General features: G+C 30.1%; 19 protein-coding genes, 1 tRNA gene and 2 riboswitches. Of the genes, 15 read left to right on the forward strand and 5 right to left on the reverse strand.

All coding sequences use genetic code 11. The annotated features are described in order from the left end of the window. Nucleotides 1-72 precede the first annotated feature (72 nt). The 7 genes from JG776_RS09975 (at nucleotide 73) to JG776_RS10005 (ending at nucleotide 8,368) form a co-directional block, all read left to right on the forward strand. Nucleotides 73-1,020, forward strand: coding sequence for a MoxR family ATPase (locus JG776_RS09975; RefSeq protein ID WP_291967087.1), 948 nt, complete (start codon nucleotides 73-75; stop codon nucleotides 1,018-1,020). After that, complete coding sequence (locus tag JG776_RS09980) at nucleotides 1,013-2,143, forward strand: DUF58 domain-containing protein (RefSeq protein ID WP_291967089.1); 1,131 nt, start codon at nucleotides 1,013-1,015, stop codon at nucleotides 2,141-2,143. Before JG776_RS09975 ends, JG776_RS09980 begins: the two co-directional genes overlap by 8 nt. Continuing rightward, a complete protein-coding gene (locus JG776_RS09985; RefSeq protein WP_291967091.1) occupies nucleotides 2,133-4,349 on the forward strand; it encodes a transglutaminase family protein in 2,217 nt (738 codons plus the stop codon). The genes JG776_RS09980 and JG776_RS09985 overlap by 11 nt, the downstream gene beginning before the upstream one ends. A 27-nt stretch (nucleotides 4,350-4,376) precedes the next feature. Then, nucleotides 4,377-4,461, forward strand: a tRNA-Leu gene (locus tag JG776_RS09990). A gap of 296 nt (nucleotides 4,462-4,757) precedes the next feature. Then, a complete protein-coding gene (gene trmB / locus JG776_RS09995) occupies nucleotides 4,758-5,411 on the forward strand; it encodes a tRNA (guanosine(46)-N7)-methyltransferase TrmB (protein ID WP_291967093.1) in 654 nt (217 codons plus the stop codon). A 10-nt stretch (nucleotides 5,412-5,421) separates the two neighbouring features. Beyond that, a complete protein-coding gene (hprK, locus tag JG776_RS10000) occupies nucleotides 5,422-6,339 on the forward strand; it encodes an HPr(Ser) kinase/phosphatase (protein ID WP_291967095.1) in 918 nt (305 codons plus the stop codon). Between the two features lie 394 nt (nucleotides 6,340-6,733). Then, on the forward strand, nucleotides 6,734-8,368 hold the full coding sequence (locus tag JG776_RS10005; protein WP_291967097.1) for a GGDEF domain-containing protein: 1,635 nt from the start codon (nucleotides 6,734-6,736) through the stop codon (nucleotides 8,366-8,368). 20 nt (nucleotides 8,369-8,388) lie between these two features. On the opposite strand, the gene JG776_RS10010 is transcribed toward JG776_RS10005, so the two are convergent. After that, nucleotides 8,389-9,033, reverse strand: coding sequence for a BON domain-containing protein (locus JG776_RS10010; protein WP_291967099.1), 645 nt, complete (start codon nucleotides 9,031-9,033; stop codon nucleotides 8,389-8,391). A gap of 108 nt (nucleotides 9,034-9,141) precedes the next feature. On the opposite strand from JG776_RS10010, the gene JG776_RS10015 reads away from it, so the two are divergent. Genes JG776_RS10015 through JG776_RS10025 form a run of 3 tightly spaced genes read left to right on the forward strand, consistent with a single transcriptional unit; the run spans nucleotide 9,142 to nucleotide 12,770 of the window. Continuing rightward, nucleotides 9,142-10,614, forward strand: a complete 1,473-nt coding sequence (locus tag JG776_RS10015; RefSeq protein WP_291967101.1) for a spore germination protein — start codon at nucleotides 9,142-9,144, stop codon at nucleotides 10,612-10,614. Continuing rightward, nucleotides 10,607-11,686: a GerAB/ArcD/ProY family transporter gene (locus JG776_RS10020; RefSeq protein ID WP_291967103.1), complete on the forward strand. Its 1,080-nt coding sequence runs from the start codon at nucleotides 10,607-10,609 to the stop codon at nucleotides 11,684-11,686. The genes JG776_RS10015 and JG776_RS10020 overlap by 8 nt, the downstream gene beginning before the upstream one ends. Continuing rightward, complete coding sequence (locus JG776_RS10025; protein WP_291967105.1) at nucleotides 11,676-12,770, forward strand: Ger(x)C family spore germination protein; 1,095 nt, start codon at nucleotides 11,676-11,678, stop codon at nucleotides 12,768-12,770. The genes JG776_RS10020 and JG776_RS10025 overlap by 11 nt, the downstream gene beginning before the upstream one ends. Nucleotides 12,771-12,879: 109 nt before the next feature. Here the strand turns inward: JG776_RS10025 and JG776_RS10030 are convergent, their stop codons facing one another. Beyond that, on the reverse strand, nucleotides 12,880-13,230 hold the full coding sequence (locus tag JG776_RS10030) for a hypothetical protein (protein ID WP_291967107.1): 351 nt from the start codon (nucleotides 13,228-13,230) through the stop codon (nucleotides 12,880-12,882). 202 nt (nucleotides 13,231-13,432) lie between these two features. Here JG776_RS10030 and JG776_RS10035 point away from each other — a divergent pair, with 202 nt between their 5' ends. Continuing rightward, nucleotides 13,433-14,185, forward strand: a complete 753-nt coding sequence (locus JG776_RS10035) for a patatin-like phospholipase family protein (RefSeq protein ID WP_291967110.1) — start codon at nucleotides 13,433-13,435, stop codon at nucleotides 14,183-14,185. A gap of 351 nt (nucleotides 14,186-14,536) precedes the next feature. Here JG776_RS10035 and JG776_RS10040 read toward each other — a convergent pair whose 3' ends face one another. Both JG776_RS10040 and JG776_RS10045 read right to left on the reverse strand, forming a co-directional pair. Beyond that, nucleotides 14,537-15,358: a hypothetical protein gene (locus tag JG776_RS10040; RefSeq protein WP_291967112.1), complete on the reverse strand. Its 822-nt coding sequence runs from the start codon at nucleotides 15,356-15,358 to the stop codon at nucleotides 14,537-14,539. After that, nucleotides 15,351-16,010: a sigma-70 family RNA polymerase sigma factor gene (locus JG776_RS10045; RefSeq protein WP_291967114.1), complete on the reverse strand. Its 660-nt coding sequence runs from the start codon at nucleotides 16,008-16,010 to the stop codon at nucleotides 15,351-15,353. Before JG776_RS10045 ends, JG776_RS10040 begins: the two co-directional genes overlap by 8 nt. Nucleotides 16,011-16,146: 136 nt before the next feature. On the opposite strand from JG776_RS10045, the gene JG776_RS10050 reads away from it, so the two are divergent. From JG776_RS10050 to JG776_RS10065, 4 genes are all read left to right on the forward strand, one after another. Continuing rightward, on the forward strand, nucleotides 16,147-17,187 hold the full coding sequence (locus JG776_RS10050; protein WP_291967117.1) for a DUF5667 domain-containing protein: 1,041 nt from the start codon (nucleotides 16,147-16,149) through the stop codon (nucleotides 17,185-17,187). A gap of 159 nt (nucleotides 17,188-17,346) precedes the next feature. Continuing rightward, nucleotides 17,347-17,443, forward strand: a riboswitch (SAM riboswitch). 79 nt (nucleotides 17,444-17,522) lie between these two features. Further along, nucleotides 17,523-17,619, forward strand: a riboswitch (SAM riboswitch). 109 nt (nucleotides 17,620-17,728) lie between these two features. Continuing rightward, complete coding sequence (locus JG776_RS10055) at nucleotides 17,729-18,505, forward strand: ATP-binding cassette domain-containing protein (protein ID WP_291967119.1); 777 nt, start codon at nucleotides 17,729-17,731, stop codon at nucleotides 18,503-18,505. Between the two features lie 12 nt (nucleotides 18,506-18,517). After that, the gene (locus JG776_RS10060) at nucleotides 18,518-19,168 is read left to right on the forward strand and encodes a methionine ABC transporter permease (protein ID WP_291967121.1); all 651 of its coding nucleotides are present in this window, start codon (nucleotides 18,518-18,520) and stop codon (nucleotides 19,166-19,168) included. A gap of 5 nt (nucleotides 19,169-19,173) precedes the next feature. Then, nucleotides 19,174-19,980: a MetQ/NlpA family ABC transporter substrate-binding protein gene (locus JG776_RS10065; RefSeq protein ID WP_291967123.1), complete on the forward strand. Its 807-nt coding sequence runs from the start codon at nucleotides 19,174-19,176 to the stop codon at nucleotides 19,978-19,980. 273 nt (nucleotides 19,981-20,253) lie between these two features. On the opposite strand, the gene JG776_RS10070 is transcribed toward JG776_RS10065, so the two are convergent. Further along, nucleotides 20,254-21,981 carry a DUF4153 domain-containing protein gene (locus JG776_RS10070; RefSeq protein WP_291967125.1) on the reverse strand — a complete coding sequence of 576 codons (1,728 nt, stop codon included), beginning with the start codon at nucleotides 21,979-21,981 and terminating at the stop codon, nucleotides 20,254-20,256. Between the last annotated feature and the right edge of the window lie 257 nt (nucleotides 21,982-22,238).

Here is a 22,238-nt window from a genome sequence, read left to right on the forward strand (position 1 = left end):
CAAAATGGAAATTAATTTAAATGTCTAAAGTAAAATATTTCATTTAATGTAAAATTGTATAGGAGGGTTACAATGGGTTATAGGGCAAAAATAAATGATATTATACAAAATGTTGGAGAGGTTATTGTGGGTAAGGAGGAGGTTGTTGAAAAGGTTTTAATATGCCTACTATCTGAAGGAAATGCTCTATTGGAGGATGTTCCAGGGGTAGGTAAAACTATGCTGATAAAAGCGTTAGCTAAATCATTAGGATGCGATTTTAGTAGAATACAGTTTACACCAGACCTTCTTCCATCGGATATTACTGGAGTTAACATACTAAATCCTAAAACAGGAGAATTTGAATTTAAATTTGGGCCAATAATGAGCAACATAATATTGGCGGATGAAATAAATAGAACGTCTCCTAAAACTCAATCGAGCCTACTTGAGGCAATGGAGGAGAAGCAGGTTACAGTTGATAATAAAACCTATAAACTACAGGAACCATTTATAGTTCTTGCAACTCAAAATCCAATAGAATATGAAGGTACCTTTCCACTTTTAGAGGCACAGCTTGACAGATTTATGATGAAGATTAATATTGGCTATCCTGATGAAGATGAAGAAATAATGATATTAAGAAGGTTTAAAAATAAAAACCCTCTATTTGAATTAAAAGAAGTTGTTAAAAGGGAAGAAATTTTAAAAATGCAGAGGGAAGTAAAAGAAGTTTATGTAGACGATAAAATTGAAAGATACATAGTATTTTTAGTATCAAGAACAAGAAATAGGGAAGAAATAATTATAGGGGCAAGTCCAAGAGCTTCTATTCATTTATTAAAGGCATCACAAGCAAAGGCATACATAAATGATAGAGATTATGTTACACCAGATGATGTAAAACAAGTTTTTATTGAGGTTATATCCCACAGGATAGCGATAAAACCAGAAATTAAACTGAGAGGTTATTCAGAGGTAAAAATACTTGAAGAAATACTAAGTGAAGTGAAAGTACCTGGAGCAAAGCTATATGTTTAAAATAAATAAATCCTCAATAGTAATTTTAGTTATTTCTGTCTGGTTAGTCGCTACCATAGGGAGTGAAGTTTTTTATAGAATATTTTATTTAATATTTTTTAGTCTATTTTTTTCAATAATTTGGTGTATTTTAAGCAAGAGGAATATTATTGCAAATCAAGAGGTGGATATAATCTACTGTACTACAGATGAAGAAATCAATTTACAGACAGTTGTGGAAAACAAATCTGTTTTACCAATACCCTTTGTTGAGGTTGATAAAATATTTATTTTAGAAAATAATTTTAAAAAAGAATATTTTTCCTTGATGCCTTTTGAAAAGGTTATTATGGACAATAAAATAAATTTTAAATACAGAGGTATATATAGCTTAGGCCCTATAGAGATTAAATTATGGGATGTATTTGGAATAATCTGTTTTGAAAAAAGCGTTGATATAGGGAAAAGTATATATGTTTACCCTAAAATCCATTATATTGATAATTTAAATCTACCAAATTTTAGACCTCTTGGAACCCATAAGGCTAAAAGTTCAACTAATGAGGATTACACGAGTATAAGGAATATAAGAGGATATGTTGTAGGGGATAATTTAAAAAGAGTACATTGGAAACTATCCGCAAAGCGTGGAGAACTTCAGATAAAGGAATACGATATATCAGGAACAAATTCTGTAAATATTATACTTGATATGACAGAGGTTTATAAAAGTTTTGATTTAGAGGAAACTGCAGCGGAGGTCTGTATTTCTATTGTAGAGTATCTATTAAGGAATAGGGTAGAGACAATACTTTATATAGTTTCTAATAAACTCTATTCTTCAGATGGAAAAAATATAAATGATTTTAAAAAGTTAAGTGATTTAATTGCAACTGTTAGAGCAGAGGGTAGTATAGATGTTATTGATGTAGTAAAAGACAGAATAAAATTAAACAAAGACAGCACAATTTTATATATAACTGGTAGTATTTCAAGTGAAAAGCTGAATAGATTAAATAAAATAAAGGAATATATAAATAATTTCTATATAGTAAGCTGTGATGATACAGAGGAAAAACATAGCGATATAGTTTATATAGTAAATTCTATTGATATAAAGGGGGGATTTATGTATGAAAAATAAACCCCTTGAGTTTATATGGTACAATTTTATACAATCAATTCTTTTTATAATAATAATATTGAACCTCCAAGATTTATTTAAGGTGAAGATTTTTTCTAATTTATTGATTTTTATATATGTTTTTATTCTTGTCTGTCTGTTTATCTCAATTAAATATAGGATATTTAATTTAGCTATAATATTACTTTTTATACATCCTGCAATTAAAAATGGAGTTATTGACTTATATAAGGGTTTTGTTCCATTTGTTCAAAGTTTGATAGAAAATGGTGGGCTTATAGAAACCTATAATGGATATTTTATAGGCCTTGTAACAATATTATTTATTCCAAGCTATATAGTCGTTTACTATCTTATAAAAAACAAAAAAAGTTCAATATTTTTATTTGTTGTAGGCTTATTTGTCTTTTATGGCTTATATTATTATGATTTAGTTAATATCAATAGAGCAGTTATATATTTTACTGTTCTTTTAATGCTATATGGATACAATAATTTCAGTAAAAATACCAAAACAATAGACAATAATTTTAAATTCCAAAGAGGTTATTTTGTTAGGTGGTTAACGCTTATAATTATATTTATTATGGCAACAAACCTATTTATTAAATTGCTTCCCTTTAAAAATGAACCCTACATATATATAGATGAATTGGATTTTGAATCGGGTTCAATAGTAAATAGAGTTTTAAACTTTGAACAGAAGAGTTTTTCTCTATCAATGACTGGATATCAAAGGGATGATAAAAAATTAGGAGGACCTATAGAGGATGATAACTCAAAGGCATTTATTGTAAAGTCACCATCCACCTTAGGAGAAGTTCACTTAAGAGGTACAGTAAAGACAACCTATAATGGAAGTATGTGGACAAAAATAGATAATAATAAATTAGAGATAAAAAATATAGTTCCTGATGTTAATGGTTTAAAGGAAGTAAATATCTTTGAAGGAGATAAGCTAAAAAACATAAATCTTGAAATAATTCCGAACTATATAAACACAAAGACAATATTTACTCCACTTTATCTACAAAGCATAAAGATAAACTCAAATAGACAGCTTTCTATTGATGGAGAATGGGAAGTTTTAGCAGATAAAAATTTGTTTTCAAAGGACACCTATAATTTAATTTCTATTTATTATGATTATAATAATATAGAATATTTATTAAATAATAGTTTGAATAATAAATATGATATAAGACAGTTTTCTATCTACTTAAATGTTCCAAATTCAGTTCCTCAAAGAGTGTATAGCTTAACTGAAGAAATCATTAGACAACATAAAGATAAAAGCAATCTTGTAAAGGCAGCATTAATAGAAAGATATTTAAAATCTAACTTTCAGTATGATAAAAATGTTAGTATTGTACCCGATGATAGGGATTTTGTGGACTACTTTTTGTTTGATGAAAAAAGGGGATACTGTACCTATTATGCAAGTGCTATGGCAGTAATGTGTAGAATTGCAAAAATCCCTACAAGGTACGTAGAGGGCTTTACAGTCAATGTAACTAAGGGAGAAAATATTGTTTATAATAAAAATGCACACGCTTGGGTTGAGGTTTATACAGAGGAATTGGGTTGGATTACCTTTGATGCAACTCCAGGACACGTGAGTATTTCAGATTTTCTACCACAATCTCTCTTTTTAGTGGAAAATAAGAATGTAAAAGAAAAAGAGTATAAGGAAATTAAACCTATAGAGCAAAAGGATAAATCAAAAGAAAAGAAGGATGTTAAAGATAAAGAACAATGGAATGAGAAAGAAGCAACAAAAGAGAAAATAAATATCCCGATTTATGTATATGTTATAGCTATTTTAATTTTATTGTATCTATGTATCTATTTATTTGTATTCTTTAAAATAGATAGGCTAAGTAAAATATTAAATACTATTATATTTTATGGTAAGCTAAATGGCATAAAATATTCAAGTTATATGACATTGAGGGAATATATCGAAAAAATAGAAGGACAGCTTCAAATTGATTTAAGCAAGATAAAGGATATTCTTGATGCCTATTACTATGGAGGTAGGAAACTGAGTGAACACGATTTTAATCTTTTAAAGAGGAAACAAAAGCTAATTTCAAAAAAGACAAGGGAAAGGGGTAAAATTAAATATTATTTCAGAAAAACCATATATATTTTATCACAACCATTTTACTATATATTTGCATATATTAGAAAAAATGTAATATAATAATTTTAGAATTATATAACTTAAAAAGCGGGTGTGGCGAAACTGGCAGACGCACTGGATTCAGGTTCCAGCGTTTTATAACGTGCAGGTTCGAATCCTGTCACCCGCACCAAGAAAGTATTTATGCTATGAAAAGAAAACTTTTCATAGCATTTTTTATTCAACAATCTGGTAAAAATAAATTTTGTCAGATTTTTGATAAACCCAATAGTTAGCTAAAGTATGAAAAAGCCCCATGAAAGGATTTCAATAGGCTCTTTCATGAGCTTTAGCAATTCTTGCTTTTCGATTTTGAAAAAAGTCCGTAATTCGGCACAGGACGTGCCGAGCCGAGCGGCCATCAGGACGATGGCATCGCGAGGGTAGGACTTTTTCAAACAAAGAAAAGCTTAGACATAGGAGGACTATATGAGATTAAGAAAGAAGCCGTGGGCAAGACCTGAACTGGAGGCCTGCAGATTTGTAGTAACAAATCCATATCAATATAAAGGTAAATGGAAGGAATTTTTTAAAAATGATAATGAAATATATTTAGAGTTAGGTTGTGGACGTGGAAAATTCATCGCAGAAAATGCAGTAAAGACAAAGAACAAAAATTTTGTTGGGATAGATATAAAGGATGAAGTGCTTGTATATGCCAAAAGAAAAGTTGAGGAACTTTTTAATGAAAATAATAAAGAAATAGATAATGTTGCACTGATTCCAATGGAAATTGCCTTTATTGAAAACGTGTTTGATAAAGATGAGGTTTCAAGGATATATTTAAATTTTTCAACTCCTTGGCCTAAAAAAAGACATAATAAAAGAAGATTAACCTATGTAACTTTTCTTGAAAGATATAAAAAGTTTTTAAAGAATGGGAGCGAGATATGGTTTAAGACAGATCAAGAGGACTTTTTTAATGATTCAATTGAATACTTTAAAGAGGCAGGATTTGATATTGAATATTTAACCTATGATTTACATAATAGCGATTTTAAAGAAAACATTATGACAGAATACGAAACCAAATTTTCAAAAATGGGAATGAAAATAATGTTTTTAATAGCAAAATTGAAATAGGAGGATTACTATGTCTATTACAATAAAGAAGTTTATTGAGGATTTAAATTTAGAAGTATTAGTAGAGGGAAATGAGGATAGAGAGATAAACTGCAATGATATAATAAGACCAGGGCTACAGTTTGTGGGATATTATGATTATTTCGTAAATACAAGAATACAAATAGTAGGAAATGCTGAATGGCATTATCTAAATAATCTTGAACCTTCTGTGAGGAGAGAAAGGTTAGAAAAATATTTCCAATACGATCTACCCTGTGTAATATTTGCCAGAAATCTACAACCACATAGGGAGTTTATGGAACTTGCAAAGGAAAAGAAAATATGGGTTTTAAGAAGTACAAGAGTAACTACAAGACTTGTCAATAAGGTAATAAACTATTTAGATAGAGCACTTGCTAAAACAACTACGATGCATGGTGTTTTAGTGGATGTTTATGGGATAGGAATTTTGATTACAGGAGAAAGTGGTATAGGAAAAAGTGAGGCAGCACTTGAACTAATTAAAAGGGGACATATGCTTATAAGCGATGATGCTGTTGAAATTAAATTAGTAGATGGGGTTTTATATGGTAAAAGCCCCTACATAACTTCAGGGATGCTTGAGGTTAGAGGTCTTGGAATAATAAACATACAGTCTTTATATGGTTTAAGTTCGGTATTAGAAGAAAAGACTGTTGACTTAGTAATCCACTTAGAGAAGTGGAGAGATGAGGATGATTTTGATAGAATTGGTACTCCAGAATACATAAATATTTTAAATATACCAGTAAGAAGGCTAAGAATGCCGGTTAAACCAGGAAGAAATTTAGCAGTAATAATAGAGGCAGCAGCAGCTAATTTTAGATATGGAAGAATGATGTTGGAGGCACCAATAGATACTATAAATAGAAGAATAGATGATGTTATGAAGGGTAAGATAGAATAGTAAAATTGAGCAAGCTGATGAAAAAGTTATATATTGATTAGCCCCAAGAAGGATTTCTTGGGTATCCGTTCTACAGCCTAAGCAATTCTAAGCTTTTCTTTGTTTGAAAAAATCCTACCCTCGCGATGCCATCGTCCTGATGGCCGCTCGGCTCGGCACGTCCTGTGCCGAATTACGGACTTTTTCAAAGTCGAAAAGCTAAGATTTGCTAAAGCTTATGAAAGATCCTATTGAAATCCTTTCATGGGGCTTTTTCATACTTTAGCTAACAAGTAGGTTTGTCAACAATCTGATGAGGGTAATATATTCATTTTTATGTTTTATTAGAAGGAGTTTTTATTAAATTATAGAATATATTAAATAAAACCATTTAGCTTTAAGGGGGACGGCTAAATTGAAGAGGCTATTTGAAAGTCTACTTGCAGGCATTATTTTATTTAGTATATTAATTACCTTTTTTAGGTATGGACATAAGGTTTTAGAGAGAAAAAGTACATATATAGACTTAAAAGAAAATTGGCAGATCACATTTGACGGTATAAATTATATTACTCAGGATATACATTTAAAAAGTGTTTTAGGGGAAAAGGATAAACAAGATAAAATTGTTAAGTTTAGTAGGAGTTTTTATTTATCAGATGTCCTGAAAAATGAAAATTTAGTGTTATCAATAGGAGGCATACCTTTAGGACATAAGGTTTATATTAATGGCCATTTAATAGGAGAGTCTCCCTTTGATGATTTTATTTATAACGATTGGAATGCAAGATATAACTATTTTATACCCAAAGAGTTTATTAATTTAAACGGAGAAAATAAGATAGATATCTATATGAAATCTTCCTATGAATATGGATCGAGCCAAGAAATTTTTATAGGAAAAGCAAATGACTTAATAAAGAAGGATAAATTTATGAATAACTACTTTATGTCCATATATTTTTCATTGGCCCTAATAAATTTCATAGTTGCTGCATATTTTATAAATATGTATAGGTTAAATAAATTTAATAAAAAATATTTATATTTCTCTTTGACTTTAATTTGTACTGCTATATATTATTCAAATTATTTTGTATCAAGCAGTATATTTGGATATTTAGGATTTCAAAAAATAATTTTTTCAGCTCTCTATATATCGGTTCTATCATTTGTTTTCTTTTTAAGAAAGAATTATTGTATAGAGCAAAATGGGTTTATTAATTATTTAAGCATTATATACTTATCTTTAATAATTGTAATGATAATATTCTGTAATGACATTTATAAACTAACAATTTTTAGAAAAAAGCTTGAATTTATTGTTTTGCTTGCAATAGGTTATATAATTTACATTTCTATTTATGCTTATAGAAAATACATAAGAAATAAATTTATATATTTAACTGTATATTTAATTTCTATTTTGATGATAATACACGATGTACTCATTGATTTATCAATAATAAAAAAATATAATGCCTTTCATTATAATAGTTATGCTATTATGTTAATACTGTTTTATATGGCCTATGAACTTTCAGCAGAACAAAATAATATTTATATAAATTCTATAAAGGACCCTCTTACAGGATTGTATAATAGGCGTTTCTTAGACAGCTATATATCTAATGCCTATAACAAAAAAGGCTTTTATACACTTTTTATTATAGACTTTGATAATTTTAAAAGTATAAATGACAAATATGGGCATATAGTTGGGGATATAGTATTAAAAAATGCGGCAGAAATTATAAACAATAGACTTCCTGAAAATTGCATTGCAGCAAGATATGGAGGAGAAGAATTTATAGTATTTTGCGAAAAATCGAAAGCCTTTTCTATAAATTTAGCAGAAAACATAAGGCGTGAGATAGAAAGATATAATTGGACAAAGGAAATTGTAGATAAGGATATTAAGGTTACTGTGAGTATAGGTGCAGTTGAGTTTAATTATAAAGATGAGATTATAAATGTTCTTCAGCTTGCAGACTCTGCATTGTATAGAGCAAAAAGTAACGGAAAAAATAGAGTAGAGTGGATAAATTAGGGGCTATTTTTGCCCCTAATTTATCTCCTTGTTTTTAAAAGGTTTCTTACCTTTTTAACTCCTTCAATATCCTCTATTATCTCTACTGCCATTTCCATTTCATTTCTTACATTTACAAATCCAGAGAGTCTAACATATCCATCTTCTACAGAAATATTTAGGTCGTTATTGCTTATGCCGTGATTTCTAAGTTCTTCCACAATCTTATTTGTTAATGTTATATCATCAATTTTGCCCTCATTCTTAACCTTCATATTTGAAACAACATCTTTAACACCAAAGGCTTCCTTTGCAGTTTCCATAGCCTTTCTTTTTACCTTTGCAGTATCAACTGTTCCCATAAGTATTGCTGTTCCACCTTCAACCTTAACGCCAACGGAATTAAGGTTAGGATCGTCTTTAAGTTTATTTATGACTTCAAATTCAGCTTCTTTGTCTGTAAATGTTCCGTCGGTAGATATGGTAAGGGAGTTTTCAAGCTTTTTAATACCGTCAACTCTTCTTACAAGTTCTTCAATTTTAACTTTTTCTGATAGAGTATCTACAATACCAGATATAGTGACGTGACCATCAACACATCTTACCTTTATATCGTAGGATAGTTCCTGCAGCTCATCCTCTAACAGATTTCGTATTCTTTCAACTATTTCTTCATCATTGTACATATTATCACCCCTTTATAATATTTTTAGCATTCATAAAATTTTAATTCGTACTTCTTTTTATGGTATTTTTATGAAAATATTTGAAAAAATAAATAGAGAGGTGATGTTATGATTGAGCAGGTTTTGGTGGAGGATTATAATAAAAATTTAACCTTAATATCTAATTTTGTTGCACAAAACAGTAATTTTATAAAAAAGGAGATTCTTATAAATGGTAAAATAAATGCCTATGTTCTTTTTATAGATGGTCTTGCGGATAAAAACTATATTGAAGAAGCGATAATAAAACCCTTTTTATACAAAGTAGATATAGATATAAAAAAAGAAGAAGATTTGTATGAAGCATCTAAAAAATATCTATTTATAAGTAGCTTTAGGTTAAACAATAATGCAAAGGATATTGGTGCTGAAATACTCAGTGGAAAAACAGCTGTTATTGTAGATGGAATAAAATGTGCAATGATTATAGATACAATAAACCCAAAATACAGGGATATACAAGAATCTACATCAGAAAAATCTATTTTAGGTTCAAGGGAAAGTTTTACAGAAAACATTGATTTAAATATAACATTAATTCAGAGAAAAATAAAAAGTACAGGGCTTAAGATAGAAAGGTTTGTTGTAGGTGAAAAGACAAGGACAGAATGTGCCATTGTGTATTTAGAAGATGTAATAGATAAAGAGCTTTTAAATACAATAAAATCAAGAGTCTTAACACTAAAGGCACCAGCAATGCTTACAACAGGTGTATTTGAACAGTTTATAGAAAGAAGACCCTTCAATCTTTTCCCACAGGCAAAAAATACAGAGAGACCTGATAAGGTTGTATTTGACCTTTTAGAGGGTAAGGCAGCTATATTTGTGGCAGAATCACCTTCAGCTTTAATTGTACCTGCGTCTTTTATAGAGTTTTTCCAAGGTTTTGAGGATTATTCAGAGAGGCTTATAATAGCTAATTTTTCAAGAATAACAAGATTTATAGCTGTAATTACTGTTTTAATTTTAGGTCCAATATATTTAACCCTTCTTTTGTATAATGCTGAACTTTTTCCCTATCAGCTTATGATGGTAATAATTGATTCAAGAAAGGGAATACCACTTCCACCTTTTTTAGAGATACTTGCTATGGAGCTTTGTATTGAAATATTAAGAGAAGGAGGAGTTAGGCTTCCAAACCCAGTTGGAACAACTCTTGCAATTGTTGGTGGTATTGTTATAGGTGATGCAGCAACAAAAGCAAATCTTGTTAGCCACGCAACACTATTTGTAGTTGCCATAACAGTTGTTTCAACATTTTTAATACCAAATTACCAAATGGCATTAAGTATTAGATTTTTAAGATTTCCTATGTTAATACTTGCTCAGTTGTTTGGTTTTTATGGAATACTTGTTGGGTTTTATATACTTCTTGTAGCACTTGTTAAGCTTGATTCCTTTGGAATTCCATATTTTTCACCTATGGCACCATCAAGGTTCAAGGACTTTGGAGATGTATTTATGAGGGATAATATAAGAAAAATATTTAATGAGCCTGTTAGTTTAAAACCTAGTTTATCTAGGAGGAATAAAGATGAATAAAAATAATACAATAACAAGAAATCAGTATTTTTTTGTTATTCAAAGTGCAATGATAGGAATAGGTGTAATTAGTTTGGCCGCTGGTGTTACAAAAAAAGCACAACAATCTGGTTGGATTGCCATAATAATTGCAGGTATATATCCTATACTCTGTGTTGTTTTGAGTTATGAAATATATAAGAACTTAAATTTTGTAGAATATACTCAGGCAAGTGAAGAGCTATTTGGAAAATTTTTGACCAAAATATTTACGCTTTTATTTTCAATAAACTTTTTATTTCTTGAAGGGGCAGTAATATCAGGACTTGCAAATGAGCTTACATTTTCAACAGTTAAATTTTTATCTCCTTATGTTTTAATATTTTTGACTACACTTTTAATCTACTATAATTCTGTAGATGGACTTAAAATAATTGCAAGATTGAGTGAGCTGGTATTTTATTTAACCATTTTTATATTTCTAATTCCTATATATTTTATAAATAAGGGTGATGTTACAAATATACTTCCTTTAGTTAATAATTATAGTTCATTAATAACTGCAGTCCCTACGACATTTTTTGCATATTCAGGTGTAGAATTATCTATTGCTATTATTCCACTAATAACTAATAAAATGGGAGCAAAGGGTGCAGGAATTGCAGCTTGTATATTTACAACTGTACTATATACATTCATAACATTTGTAACCATACTTTATATGGGTTGGAGGCTTACATCACAGCTTCAATATCCTTTTTTATATCTTGTTGCAACAACCGAAATTGCAGTTATTTCAAATTTTGAGCCACTTTTCATATTTATTTGGGGAAATAAAATTTTCCAGACTGCTGCTTGTATGCACTTTGGTGCAACATATTTTTTTTCAGAAGGCACAAAGATACCCTATAAAAAATCCTGTATTATATCTTCTTTAATTGTTGCTATAATTGGACTGTTAATGGTTTCAGAATATAGAAGAGGCAGTTTAACTGATAAAGTAATGCCTTACTTAGTTGGATATATATTTATTTGGCTTATAGCTGCATATGTTTTGAGCCTATATAAGAAGGTGAAGAAAAATGAAAAATAGGAGATTGTTTTTATTGTTGGTATTTAGTTTATTTTTTACAGGCTGTTATAATAGAGTACCAGTTGAAAAACTTTCTGTTATAGTAGGAATAGGATTTGATGTTGGTAAAGATAATAAGGAGATAGAAAATGTTGCAGAGTATTTAGTCTTTAGAGGACAAAGGGAAATTGATAGGGGAGTTAGCTTAGAGATAGGAAAAACTATAAATGAGGCAAATAGCAATAGGCAATTAAACTTAAAGAAGAATTATTTGTTAGGTACAATTAGGGCCTATGTTATTGGTGAAGAGAGGGCAAGGCGTGGAATTAAAGATATAATAGACACTTGTGTTAGAGATCAAGAGAGAAATTTAAATACAATAATGGTAGTTTCAAAGGGAAGTAGTAAGGATATATTTGAACAGCAACCAAAGGAAGAAAGTACAATGGCAGACGAAGTTAAGGAACTTATTGAGGCATCATATAGTGCAAACTTTTTTACAAATAACGCTGGAGTTAAAGATGTTGTTAATATGTATTATCAAGAGGGTAGGAATATAGTAATGCCTGCTATAGAGAAAAAGGGTTCGACAATAAAGATAGCAGGATTAGCAGTCTTTGATAGGGATAAACTTAAAAAGCTAATCCCTATAGAAGAGGCTATTTATGTAAATATGCTAAGAAATAATGATGTTAAGGGAAATATAGCATTAGTAATGGATGGCTATGAAAAGGCAGTAGATGTTGAATGTATTACAAAAAGGAAGGTATATGTTAATAGGGTAGATGGAAAATTGAAATATACCATTAAATTAAATGTTCAAGGAGAAATTAAACTTAATACATACAATTTTGAAGAAGAAAATGATGTACAAAAAACAATAGATGACATTAGAACACAATTAGTAAATAATCTAAATGAAAATTTAAATAAAATAGTTGAAAGAGCAAAAAATGACTACCAAATAGATGTTTTTGATATACAAAGATATGCAGTAGCAAAATATGGTCGTCAAAATGAAGAGAGAATAAGGGAGTCCTTTAAGGATAGTGAAATTGAGGTTGTGGTGGATGCAAAGATTAGATCAACAGGAAGATACAAGTAAAAAGCGGCATAATTAGAACTTAGTTTAAAAATAAACATACAGAATAGTTTGATTTTTAAAAGCCCCATGAAGGGATTTTGTTTGGCATTTTCATGAGCTTTAGCAAATCTTAGCTTTTCAACTTTGAAAAGTACGTAATTCGGCACAGGATGTGCCGAGCCGAGCGGCCATCAGGACGATGGCATCGCGAGGGTAGGACTTTTTCAAACAAAGAAAAGCTTAGAAAAACCTTTCTACAGTCAGTGATTACCTCACATATACAGTTAATGTCTACAAACTTAACTGGGCAACCACATCCTGCGATTTCACAAGCTAATATATTATCACAAACGGTTAAAATTCTTACACATTCAGCTCTTCCACTCTTTAATACGATTATACAAGTCTGCCCTCTTAACATCTCAAGTATATTTTTAATAGAGCAGCAAGGATTGCAATTGAAATCACAGCAGTTGTTCATACTGTTCACCACCTTTCTTTTAGCTATGTTCTATAAAAATTTTTAGTTTACTACTTTTTCCTACTACATATTATTCGTAGATTGTGATTTTGACACATAATTCGACATTTTTTTGTGAACAAATAGTTAAAAAATTATACTCACCATTACAAATATTATTAAAATTGATATAATAAAATTAAAATGGTGGGGGTGATATAAAATGAGATATGGTTTATGCTTAACAGGTGGAGGTGCAAAAGGTGCCTATGAAGCGGGAATATTAAGGTATTTCAAAGAGAAGGGTATTATATTTTCAGTGATTACAGGAACATCAATAGGTGCAGTTAATGGGTATTATATGTTAAAAAATTCCTATGAGAAAATGTATGATTTTTGGTTGAATATGCAGCTAAATAAATATTTCGATTCTCTAAATATGGTTGTTGAAAACAGGCTGGTTATAAAGGAGTTAAGAATGCTTGATGATACGGATAAAAATATAGACTCTTTTTACGTAAATTATGTTGAAGTTAAGGGTTGTAGTATAAATGAAGTTATTGTGAATATCAAAAATATGCCTAAAGAAGAAGCCCTCTTAGCTGTAAAGGCAAGTTCGCTTTTACCCTATAATTACAATGGAGATCCAAACAGTGTTAGTGCAAAGATTCTTTTTGAACAGTTTAAAATTGACCTTCAAGAAGGAAAATATGATGGGTATAAACTTGATGGGGGAATACTCAATAACTGTCTGCTTCAGCCCTTCATTACGGATAGAGTAGATAAAATTTTTATAATCGCACTATCAAATGATTTCCAAGTTCCAGAATATATTTATGAGTATTATAAAAGTGAAGACATAGTTGTTTTAGAACCTAATTTTGAAGTAAGGCCAGAGGATACCGTAAACTTTACAAATGAGTTCTGTACAAGGCTTTTTGATTTAGGGTATCAATATGCAAAGGGGCTAATTTAGCCCCTTCAGATTGTTGAAAAAGTTATTTATTGATTAGCCCCATGAAGGATTTCTTGGGCATCCGTTCATTTCGTTAAGCAAATCTAAGCTTTTCTTTGTTTAAAAAAGTCCTACCCTCGCAATGTCATCGTCCTGATGACTGCTCGGCTTGGCACGTCCTGTGCCGAATTACGGACTTTTTTAAAGTCGAAAAGCAAGATTTGCTAAAACTCATGAAATATGCCTTTGCGAAATCCTTTCATGGGGCTTTTTCAGATTTTAGCTACCAAACAGGTTTGTCAACAATTTAAGGGGGCTAATTTAGCCCCTTTTGTCTTTTTACTTTTTCTTTAAAAGTATTAATCTTTTCCTCTAATTTTGAAGTAGCATTTTCTTTTTTATCCTCAATTTTTTTTGTAGATTTTCTTTAGATTTTGGAACACTTTCATCATTTTGATTTATTTTATTCTTTATATTTTCCTTAATTCTATTTTTAATTTCTTCCCTTACTTTATTTTCCTTATTATTCTCCTTTAAATCTTCTTTATTATCAATTTTATTCTTCTCATCCTTTGGATTTTGATTTTCTATCTGCTTATCCTTTTCCTTCAATTTTTCTTTAATTAACTCACGTTTATTTGCCCTATCTTGAATTTTTTGCAGTTTAGCATATACCTTTTCAAAATTTAACTTTTGATTTTTCATTTCAGATGTAAACTTGTTTAATTTAACATCACCTTTATCTATCTCTATATTAATCTTTTTAGTTTTGTTGTTGTAGTATTCATCGGTTATATACTTTTTTTCCTTTGCCTTTTTAACAATTAATATAAGTCCATCATCAATGTTTTTGTTTTTTAGTTTAACAGAACTAAGGACATCTTCGGCGTCTTTGTTTAGAGGGACAACCTTTATAATTCTATTAAATCTATTTACATCTATTCTAAATTGAGGATTTATGGTAACAGTCATAGATGCATAAACTTGGCTGTACATTGTAATAAAAGAACCCAATAATATACATAAAAGTAGAGAAGCAGCTATTAAAAAAGGTTTTAAATCTAAATTTTTATATGTGTATTCTTGGCCTATTTGGAGACTTTCATTCGACTTAAATTTTAAAAACTCACCAGTTTGAGTAAATAGAACAGCTTCTCTTCCGTTGACTTCAACAATTATGCCTTTTTTAATCATTTTTATCACCTACCTTTATATTCAGGTATGATTTAATATACATTAATTCACTATCTGTTAAAATTAAAATAAGTGCTATTAAATACCTTCTCCATTTCTCAATGAATTTTTCGTTTTTTGAAGTCAATAAACAAATCTGCTTTATGGGTAGTTGTTTTGTTTTATTTAACCTTTCAAGTATTTGAGGTTCTCTTGACACCAAAAAGGCAATATTTATAAGTTCTTCTCTTGTATCCTTATGTTTTGGGGAACTAATAACTAAGTCAGAAAAGTTTATACCATATTCCTTAAGTTTATAGTTAAATAAGGCTATTTCCTGAGCCCTTATTTTGTTCTCCTCTTCTATTTCATACTTTTCTATTGAACTTCTATACTCAAAGGTAATAAGTTCTTCATCTCCAAGATAAATGTTTACGTTTTTTGTACTTTTTCTAAAATAATCTATGAGTGAATTTTTTATTATCATCCTCGAGTAGGAGAAGAAATTGCCCTTTTTTTTATCATAGGTTTTAATCGCTTTATAAAATGCAATTAGTGCAATACTTAGTTCATCGTCATTTTCCCAAGAGAGTCTTCTTTTACATATACTTGATGCAATTTTATACACAAAATTTCTATTTTCCTCGATAAATTTCTCTCTGTCATCTATCATCTTCTTCCCCCTTCCATATATTAATACGAAAAATTAATTGATTTTTATAGGGTAAAAAATTTTTTTATTTGCCCCCCTAAAAAAATAAAAAAGTACGTATTAATAATTGAAAACAAAATTAGGGAGGGATATAAAAGTGAAAAAGTATTTAGCACTATCAACAGCACTATTACTTATGTTTAATGTTACAATAGCAAAGGCGGATGTTCAAGGGACAGATGCTGGAATAACGCCAGATAGTATTCTTTATCCAGTAGATAAACTTATTGATGAAGTAAAAATTTCACTCACATTTGATGAGGAAAAAAAGGCAGAGGTTACAGCAGACGTTGCAGAGGAGAGGCTTGCAGAGGCACAGGTTATGGCAGAGGAGGGCAAGGAGGAACTTGTACAGCCTGCTGTAGAGGAATTTCAGCAAAAGATGGACAGTACTCAGGAAATAGTACAAAATATAGTATCTGAAGAACAAAAGGATGATGTAGTAAGTGATTCGGTTGTAAACAAAGTAAATGAACTGAAAAACAGAATAGAAACAAGATATAAGAATTCAATTGAGGTTTTAACAAAAATACAAGAAAAGGTATCAGAAAACGCAAAACCAACAATTCAAAATGTAATTGAATTGCAAACACAAAAGAAGGAGACAGTTCTAAGTTTAATAAATAAAAAGCAGGAAATGTTTAATGTAAGAAAGCAGGTTGAAGAAGCAAGAAGGGCATTGGAAAAGGCAAAGGAAACAAACAATGAAGAGGAAATCAAAAAGGCAGAAGAGGCATTAAAGGAGGCACAAACATTACTTGAGGCTAAAAAGCAGGAAATGAAACAGATAAGGGAACAGGCAAGGGAAGTTGTAAAAACAAGAAATGAATTAAGAAAAGAAACAAGGGAAGTTTTAAAGGAAGAGGTAAAAAATGGAACAATAACAAAGGATGAGGCAAAACAGGTAGAAAAACAATTAAATGAAAATCTTATAAATAAAAGGGATGTAAAGGAAGTAAAGGAACAAATTAGAGAAGTTAAAAAAGAAGAAATAAAGGAAAAGATAAAGGAAAAAAGAGAAGAGATTAAAGAAAAAATTAAAGAGAGAAAAGACAAAAAAGAAGGTAATAAGACTGAAGATAATGTAAATGCAGAACAAGATAGTGCTACTAATAATGAAGAGGATAAAGAAAATTAATAAAAAAGGGTGCCAAGGCAATTTAGCTTTTGGCACCCAAATTTTATTTTTTTTATATAGCAGGAAGTTCTAAAAATAAAAAATCTATAAAAATTGAAAAATAGTATTGACAACACTTGCAATTGTTTATATAATCTTAATCAAGAATTAAATAAGAAGCTCTTATCAAGAGAGGTGGAGGGACTGGCCCGATGAAGCCCGGCAACCTGCGAATAGTAAGGTGCCAAATCCTGCAGCGAAAGCTGGGAGATGAGAGAGGAGTACCTCTTTCGTCAAAGAGGTTTTTTTATTGTGTATTAAGGAAAATAATATATATTATACAAAATAATAACAGGCTCTTATCAAGAGAGGTGGAGGGACTGGCCCGATGAAGCCCGGCAACCTGCGAATAGTAAGGTGCCAAATCCTGCAGCAAATGCTGGGAGATGAGAGAGGAGTGCCTCTTTCATCAAAGAGGTTTTTTTATTGAATATCAAGGAAAATAATATAATTTATTCAATAAAATAACAAAAATTATAAATTTTAAAAAAGGGGTGTTAATGTGATTGAAATTAAGGATTTAAAAAAGAGTTATTTAATTAATGGCAATAAAACCGAGGCACTTAAGGGAATCAATTTAAAAATAGAAAAGGGACAGGTATTTGGAATAATAGGAAAAAGTGGTGCAGGAAAATCTACTCTATTGAGATGTTTAAACTTGCTTGAAACACCAGATGAGGGTGAAATTATAGTAGAAGGAAGAGATATAACTAAGTTTAATAAGAGGGAACTTAGGGAGTATAGAAAAAATGTTAGTATGATATTCCAGCATTTTAATCTGCTTTCAAATTCAAATGTATATAAGAATGTTGCCTTTCCTCTTGAGATAGCAGGACATAAAAGGGAGTATATAGATAAAAGGGTTAAAGAACTTTTAAAGATAGTTGGATTAGAGGATAAAGAAAAGGAATATCCTTCAAATCTATCAGGAGGCCAAAAGCAGAGAGTTGCAATAGCAAGGGCACTTGCCAATAACCCTAAAATACTTCTATGTGATGAGGCAACATCAGCCCTTGACCCACTTACAACAAAACAAATTTTAGATCTATTGTTAGAGCTAAATAAAACCTTAGGATTAACAATAGTTTTAATCACCCACGAGATGGATGTAGTAGATAGAATTTGTAGTAATGTTGCAGTTATGGAAAAGGGTGAGATAGTTGAAGAGGGAATAAAGGATGAGGTGTTTAGAAGTCCTAAATCTAAAACTTTAAGACAATTTCTTCAGAGCCAAAAGGGTGAGGTTATATACTTAGACTTTAAAGAAAGAGCAATATAAGGAGGTTAGAGTATGATTGAAATATTAAATTTAGTTTTGCCTTCATTTTTAGATACATTATATATGGTAGTTTTTTCAACTTTGTTTTCAGTTTTATTAGGTACTCCACTTGGTATATTTTTAGTTTTGACAGATAAAGAGGGATTACTTAAAATGCCAAAACTTAATTCTATAATAGGTTCATTAATTAACATAACAAGGTCAATACCATTTATTATATTAATTATTCTTCTTTTTCCCCTATCAAGAGTCATTGTTGGAACAACGATAGGAAAAGAAGCTGCAGTAGTTCCACTATCCATTGCAGCTGCCCCCTTCGTTGCAAGGGTAGTGGAATCTGCTCTAAAGGAGGTTAACAAAGGTGTAATTGAGGCAGCAGTTTCCCTTGGAGCTTCTACACCTCAAATAGTTTTTAAGGTTTTAATAAAGGAGGCACTTCCAGGCTTAATTTTAGGTATTACATTAACAATTGTAAATATAATAGGATATTCTGCTATGGCAGGTGTTATAGGAGGTGGTGGAATAGGGGATTTAGCAGTAAGATACGGGTATCAAAGATTTAGAACAGATATACTTATAGTTACTGTTATAATTTTGATACTTTTGGTTGAAATAACTCAGAGAACAGGAAATTATTTTGCAAAAAAAATTGACAGGAGGTAATGATTATGAAATTAAGAAAATTTACAGCAACAATACTATGTGTATCATTACTATTAACAGGAGTTACAGGTTGTTCAAAAAAGGAAGCTTCAAATACGAAGAAAATTGTAGTTGGAGCGACTCCAGTTCCCCACGCAGAGATATTAAATTACATAAAACCAAAGCTTAAGGAAAAGGGAATTGAACTTGAAGTTAAGGAATTTACAGATTATGTTACACCTAATACTGCATTAAATGATAAGCAAATAGATGCAAACTTCTTCCAACACGTGCCATATCTTGATGAGTTTAACAAGGAAAAGGGACTTAATCTTGTTTCAGTTGCAAAGGTACACGTTGAACCAATGGGGGCCTATTCAGAAAAAATAAAGAGCAAGGATGAGATTAAGGACGGGGCAGTAGTTGCAATACCAAATGATGCAACAAATGAAGGAAGAGCGCTTCTTCTTTTACAAAAACAAGGTTTAATTAGGTTAAAGGATAATAGTTTAACTCAAACTCCAAAGGACATAGTTGAAAATCCAAAGAATCTTCAATTTAAGGAATTAGAGGCAGCACAACTTCCAAGGGTTTTAAAGGATGTTGATTTTGCAATAATAAACACAAACTATGCACTTGAAGCAAAATTAAATCCTGTAAAGGACAGTCTGTTTATTGAAGATAAGGATTCACCATACGCAAATGTTTTAGTTACAAGACAAGATAACAAGGACAATGAACTAATTAAGGAACTTATCAATGTACTTCAATCAGAGGATGTTAAAAAGTTTTTAGAAGAAAAATACCAAGGTGCAGTTGTCCCAGCCTTCTAATTTAAAGGTGTAGCAAAGCTACACCTGATATTGTTGATAAACCTACTTGTTAGCTAAATTATGAAAAAGCCCCATTATAGGATTTCAATGGGTTCTTTCGTGAGATTAGCGAAATGAACGAATGCCCAAGAAATCCTTGATGGGGCTAATCAAAATATAACTTTTTCAACAGCCTAAAAAATATTACTAAATTTTTGCTTTAAAAAGGTAATAGGCAATTATAAAACCCCATAATATTTGAATATGCATTATGGGGTTACTTAAAAAATATTTCTACTTTCTAATACTATACATAATTAAGAAATCGCATCCATCAACTCTAATATCCTCATTATCATCAACTCTTCCAGATACATTGTTTAATATTATTTTAACCCTTAAAGCCTCGTTTTCATCTACTACTGATAATTCTTCAATTTTAAGCTCCATATCTGGTCTATTTGAACTATATTTTTTATAGGCATTTTGTAATATTTCACTAATGTTTTTTCTATATACTTCTTTATTGCCCTTGAATATAACTAATTCTGATTTAATATTATAATACTTAAAACTAAATTCTTCTGAATTTTGTAATTCTTGATTATAGGAGCTAAATTGTATAAAGTAGTCATATCCTTTAATATCAATAAGGCTGTTTGGAGCTATTCTATAGTAGAAGTACTGTTCTTTTGGGAAATAAGGTGTTTCATAGTTAAAACCGAAAATTTCGCTCATTTTAGATGAATTAAAATCCTTAGGTACATATTTTAGTTTATCAATACCCTGTCTTGTTTCAAAATAGGAAATTATACTGCTTATTTTTCTTTGGTCATCTTTGTTTATATTTGGATTTTTTTGTATTTTACCATCCTTGAGAATATTGTTTTTAATCAATAGATTCTCAAAACGCTTGTTTTGACTATACCTTGATATACTAAAGCTTGACAGTGGAGTGAATAGAGATATAAATATAGTCAATGCAAGGGTTGAAGGAATTAGTGTATTTTTAGGCTGTTTTGTTATGTTCCAATAGATGAATACAAATAAAATCCAAATTCCTGCAACTATAACATAATATCTTGGTTCAGTTACGCCATAGGCATTTATTCTTATTCCCATAGAGAAAAACATCATTATTATTAAAGGTATTATAATTTTAGTTATTATTTTTGTAAAATAGTAGGCAATCTTTACATCTTCTTTAATTGGATGGATAAAGAATACTACTAAAATAGTTATAAAGGAATACCAAAGTACAAGGTGGGAAACAAGTCCCTTTGGCCAGTTTTGAGTTATAATAATCTTAAAAAAGTAGATATATAAAATGACTGTATATGCACTCAAAAGAGGAATTACAATATAGTTTAAAAGAATATTAAAGGCTCTTGGAAAATCAAACTTTGTAAAAGTATCCTCCTTTTTTGGTACCAATGATAAAAAGTAGTTTACTGCAAATATAAAAAGACATACAAACCAAGTCTCTATATATGTTTCAGACTCAACTTTAATTCCAAGCAAACTGTCAATTGTAAATAAAATAGCACTTAAACCCAAAAAGAGAACCAATGTGTATATTGCTGTAATAAAAAATCCAGTAAATATCTTGATTGAATACATTTCGAAATTTTCTCTGTTTAAGAAGTAAGGTATGAATAGAAATAGTAGATAAAAAATCAAATTAGTACCAATAAATCTTGAGGTACTTATATAGTCTATTTTGTTAAGAAAAATAAAGTAATATGCGATAATTAAAATAATAGAAGATAAATAATACATAAGTAGCTGTTTTAAGTTCCTGCCTTTTCTTTCCCACATAAGTTTAAAACTTAAAGTAATTGGTATTGATAGTGCAAAAATCATAGTGAGTCTCTGCAGAGTTAAAGATGGATCCCTTTTTTGTTCAATCATAATTATTATTGTAATGCAGGTTGCAAAGGCTGAAATGACAGTTAAAGGAAATCGCCTTATACTGCTTTCAAGAGCCTTTGTAAGCCTTGTTGTCAAATTTGAAATTCCCATAAAAATTCTCCCTTCATTATTTATTATTAATATTATACTACATTAATTTATAAAAAAATTAAAAAATGGTATAAATTTTTAGAATTTATTCAGGCTGTTGAAAAATTTATATATTGATTAGCCCCATGAAGGATTTTAAGGCATTCGTTCATTTCGCTAATCAAATCTAAGCTTTTCTTTGTTTGAAAAAGTCCTACCCTCGCGATGCCATCGTCCTGATGGCCGCTCGGCTCGGCACGTCCTGTGCCGAATTACGG

Source organism: Caloramator sp. (assembly GCF_020054765.1).
GTDB lineage: Bacteria > Bacillota > Clostridia > Clostridiales > Caloramatoraceae > Thermobrachium > Thermobrachium proteoclasticum.

What these genes read in the sequence shown, in the direction of transcription:
- JG776_RS10010 (WP_291967099.1), bottom strand. Translation starts at nt 9,033, where the DNA reads ATGTACAATGATGAAGAAATAGTTGAAAGAATACGAAATCTGTTAGAG.
- JG776_RS10035 (WP_291967110.1), top strand. Translation starts at nt 13,433, where the DNA reads ATGAGATATGGTTTATGCTTAACAGGTGGAGGTGCAAAAGGTGCCTAT.
- JG776_RS10045 (WP_291967114.1), bottom strand. Translation starts at nt 16,010, where the DNA reads ATGATAGATGACAGAGAGAAATTTATCGAGGAAAATAGAAATTTTGTG.
- JG776_RS09980 (WP_291967089.1), top strand. Translation starts at nt 1,013, where the DNA reads ATGTTTAAAATAAATAAATCCTCAATAGTAATTTTAGTTATTTCTGTC.
- JG776_RS10060 (WP_291967121.1), top strand. Translation starts at nt 18,518, where the DNA reads ATGATTGAAATATTAAATTTAGTTTTGCCTTCATTTTTAGATACATTA.
- JG776_RS10070 (WP_291967125.1), bottom strand. Translation starts at nt 21,981, where the DNA reads ATGGGAATTTCAAATTTGACAACAAGGCTTACAAAGGCTCTTGAAAGC.
- JG776_RS10025 (WP_291967105.1), top strand. Translation starts at nt 11,676, where the DNA reads ATGAAAAATAGGAGATTGTTTTTATTGTTGGTATTTAGTTTATTTTTT.
- JG776_RS10030 (WP_291967107.1), bottom strand. Translation starts at nt 13,230, where the DNA reads ATGAACAACTGCTGTGATTTCAATTGCAATCCTTGCTGCTCTATTAAA.
- JG776_RS10040 (WP_291967112.1), bottom strand. Translation starts at nt 15,358, where the DNA reads ATGATTAAAAAAGGCATAATTGTTGAAGTCAACGGAAGAGAAGCTGTT.
- hprK (WP_291967095.1), top strand. Translation starts at nt 5,422, where the DNA reads ATGTCTATTACAATAAAGAAGTTTATTGAGGATTTAAATTTAGAAGTA.
- JG776_RS09975 (WP_291967087.1), top strand. Translation starts at nt 73, where the DNA reads ATGGGTTATAGGGCAAAAATAAATGATATTATACAAAATGTTGGAGAG.
- JG776_RS10015 (WP_291967101.1), top strand. Translation starts at nt 9,142, where the DNA reads ATGATTGAGCAGGTTTTGGTGGAGGATTATAATAAAAATTTAACCTTA.
- JG776_RS09985 (WP_291967091.1), top strand. Translation starts at nt 2,133, where the DNA reads ATGAAAAATAAACCCCTTGAGTTTATATGGTACAATTTTATACAATCA.
- JG776_RS10065 (WP_291967123.1), top strand. Translation starts at nt 19,174, where the DNA reads ATGAAATTAAGAAAATTTACAGCAACAATACTATGTGTATCATTACTA.
- JG776_RS10020 (WP_291967103.1), top strand. Translation starts at nt 10,607, where the DNA reads ATGAATAAAAATAATACAATAACAAGAAATCAGTATTTTTTTGTTATT.
- trmB (WP_291967093.1), top strand. Translation starts at nt 4,758, where the DNA reads ATGAGATTAAGAAAGAAGCCGTGGGCAAGACCTGAACTGGAGGCCTGC.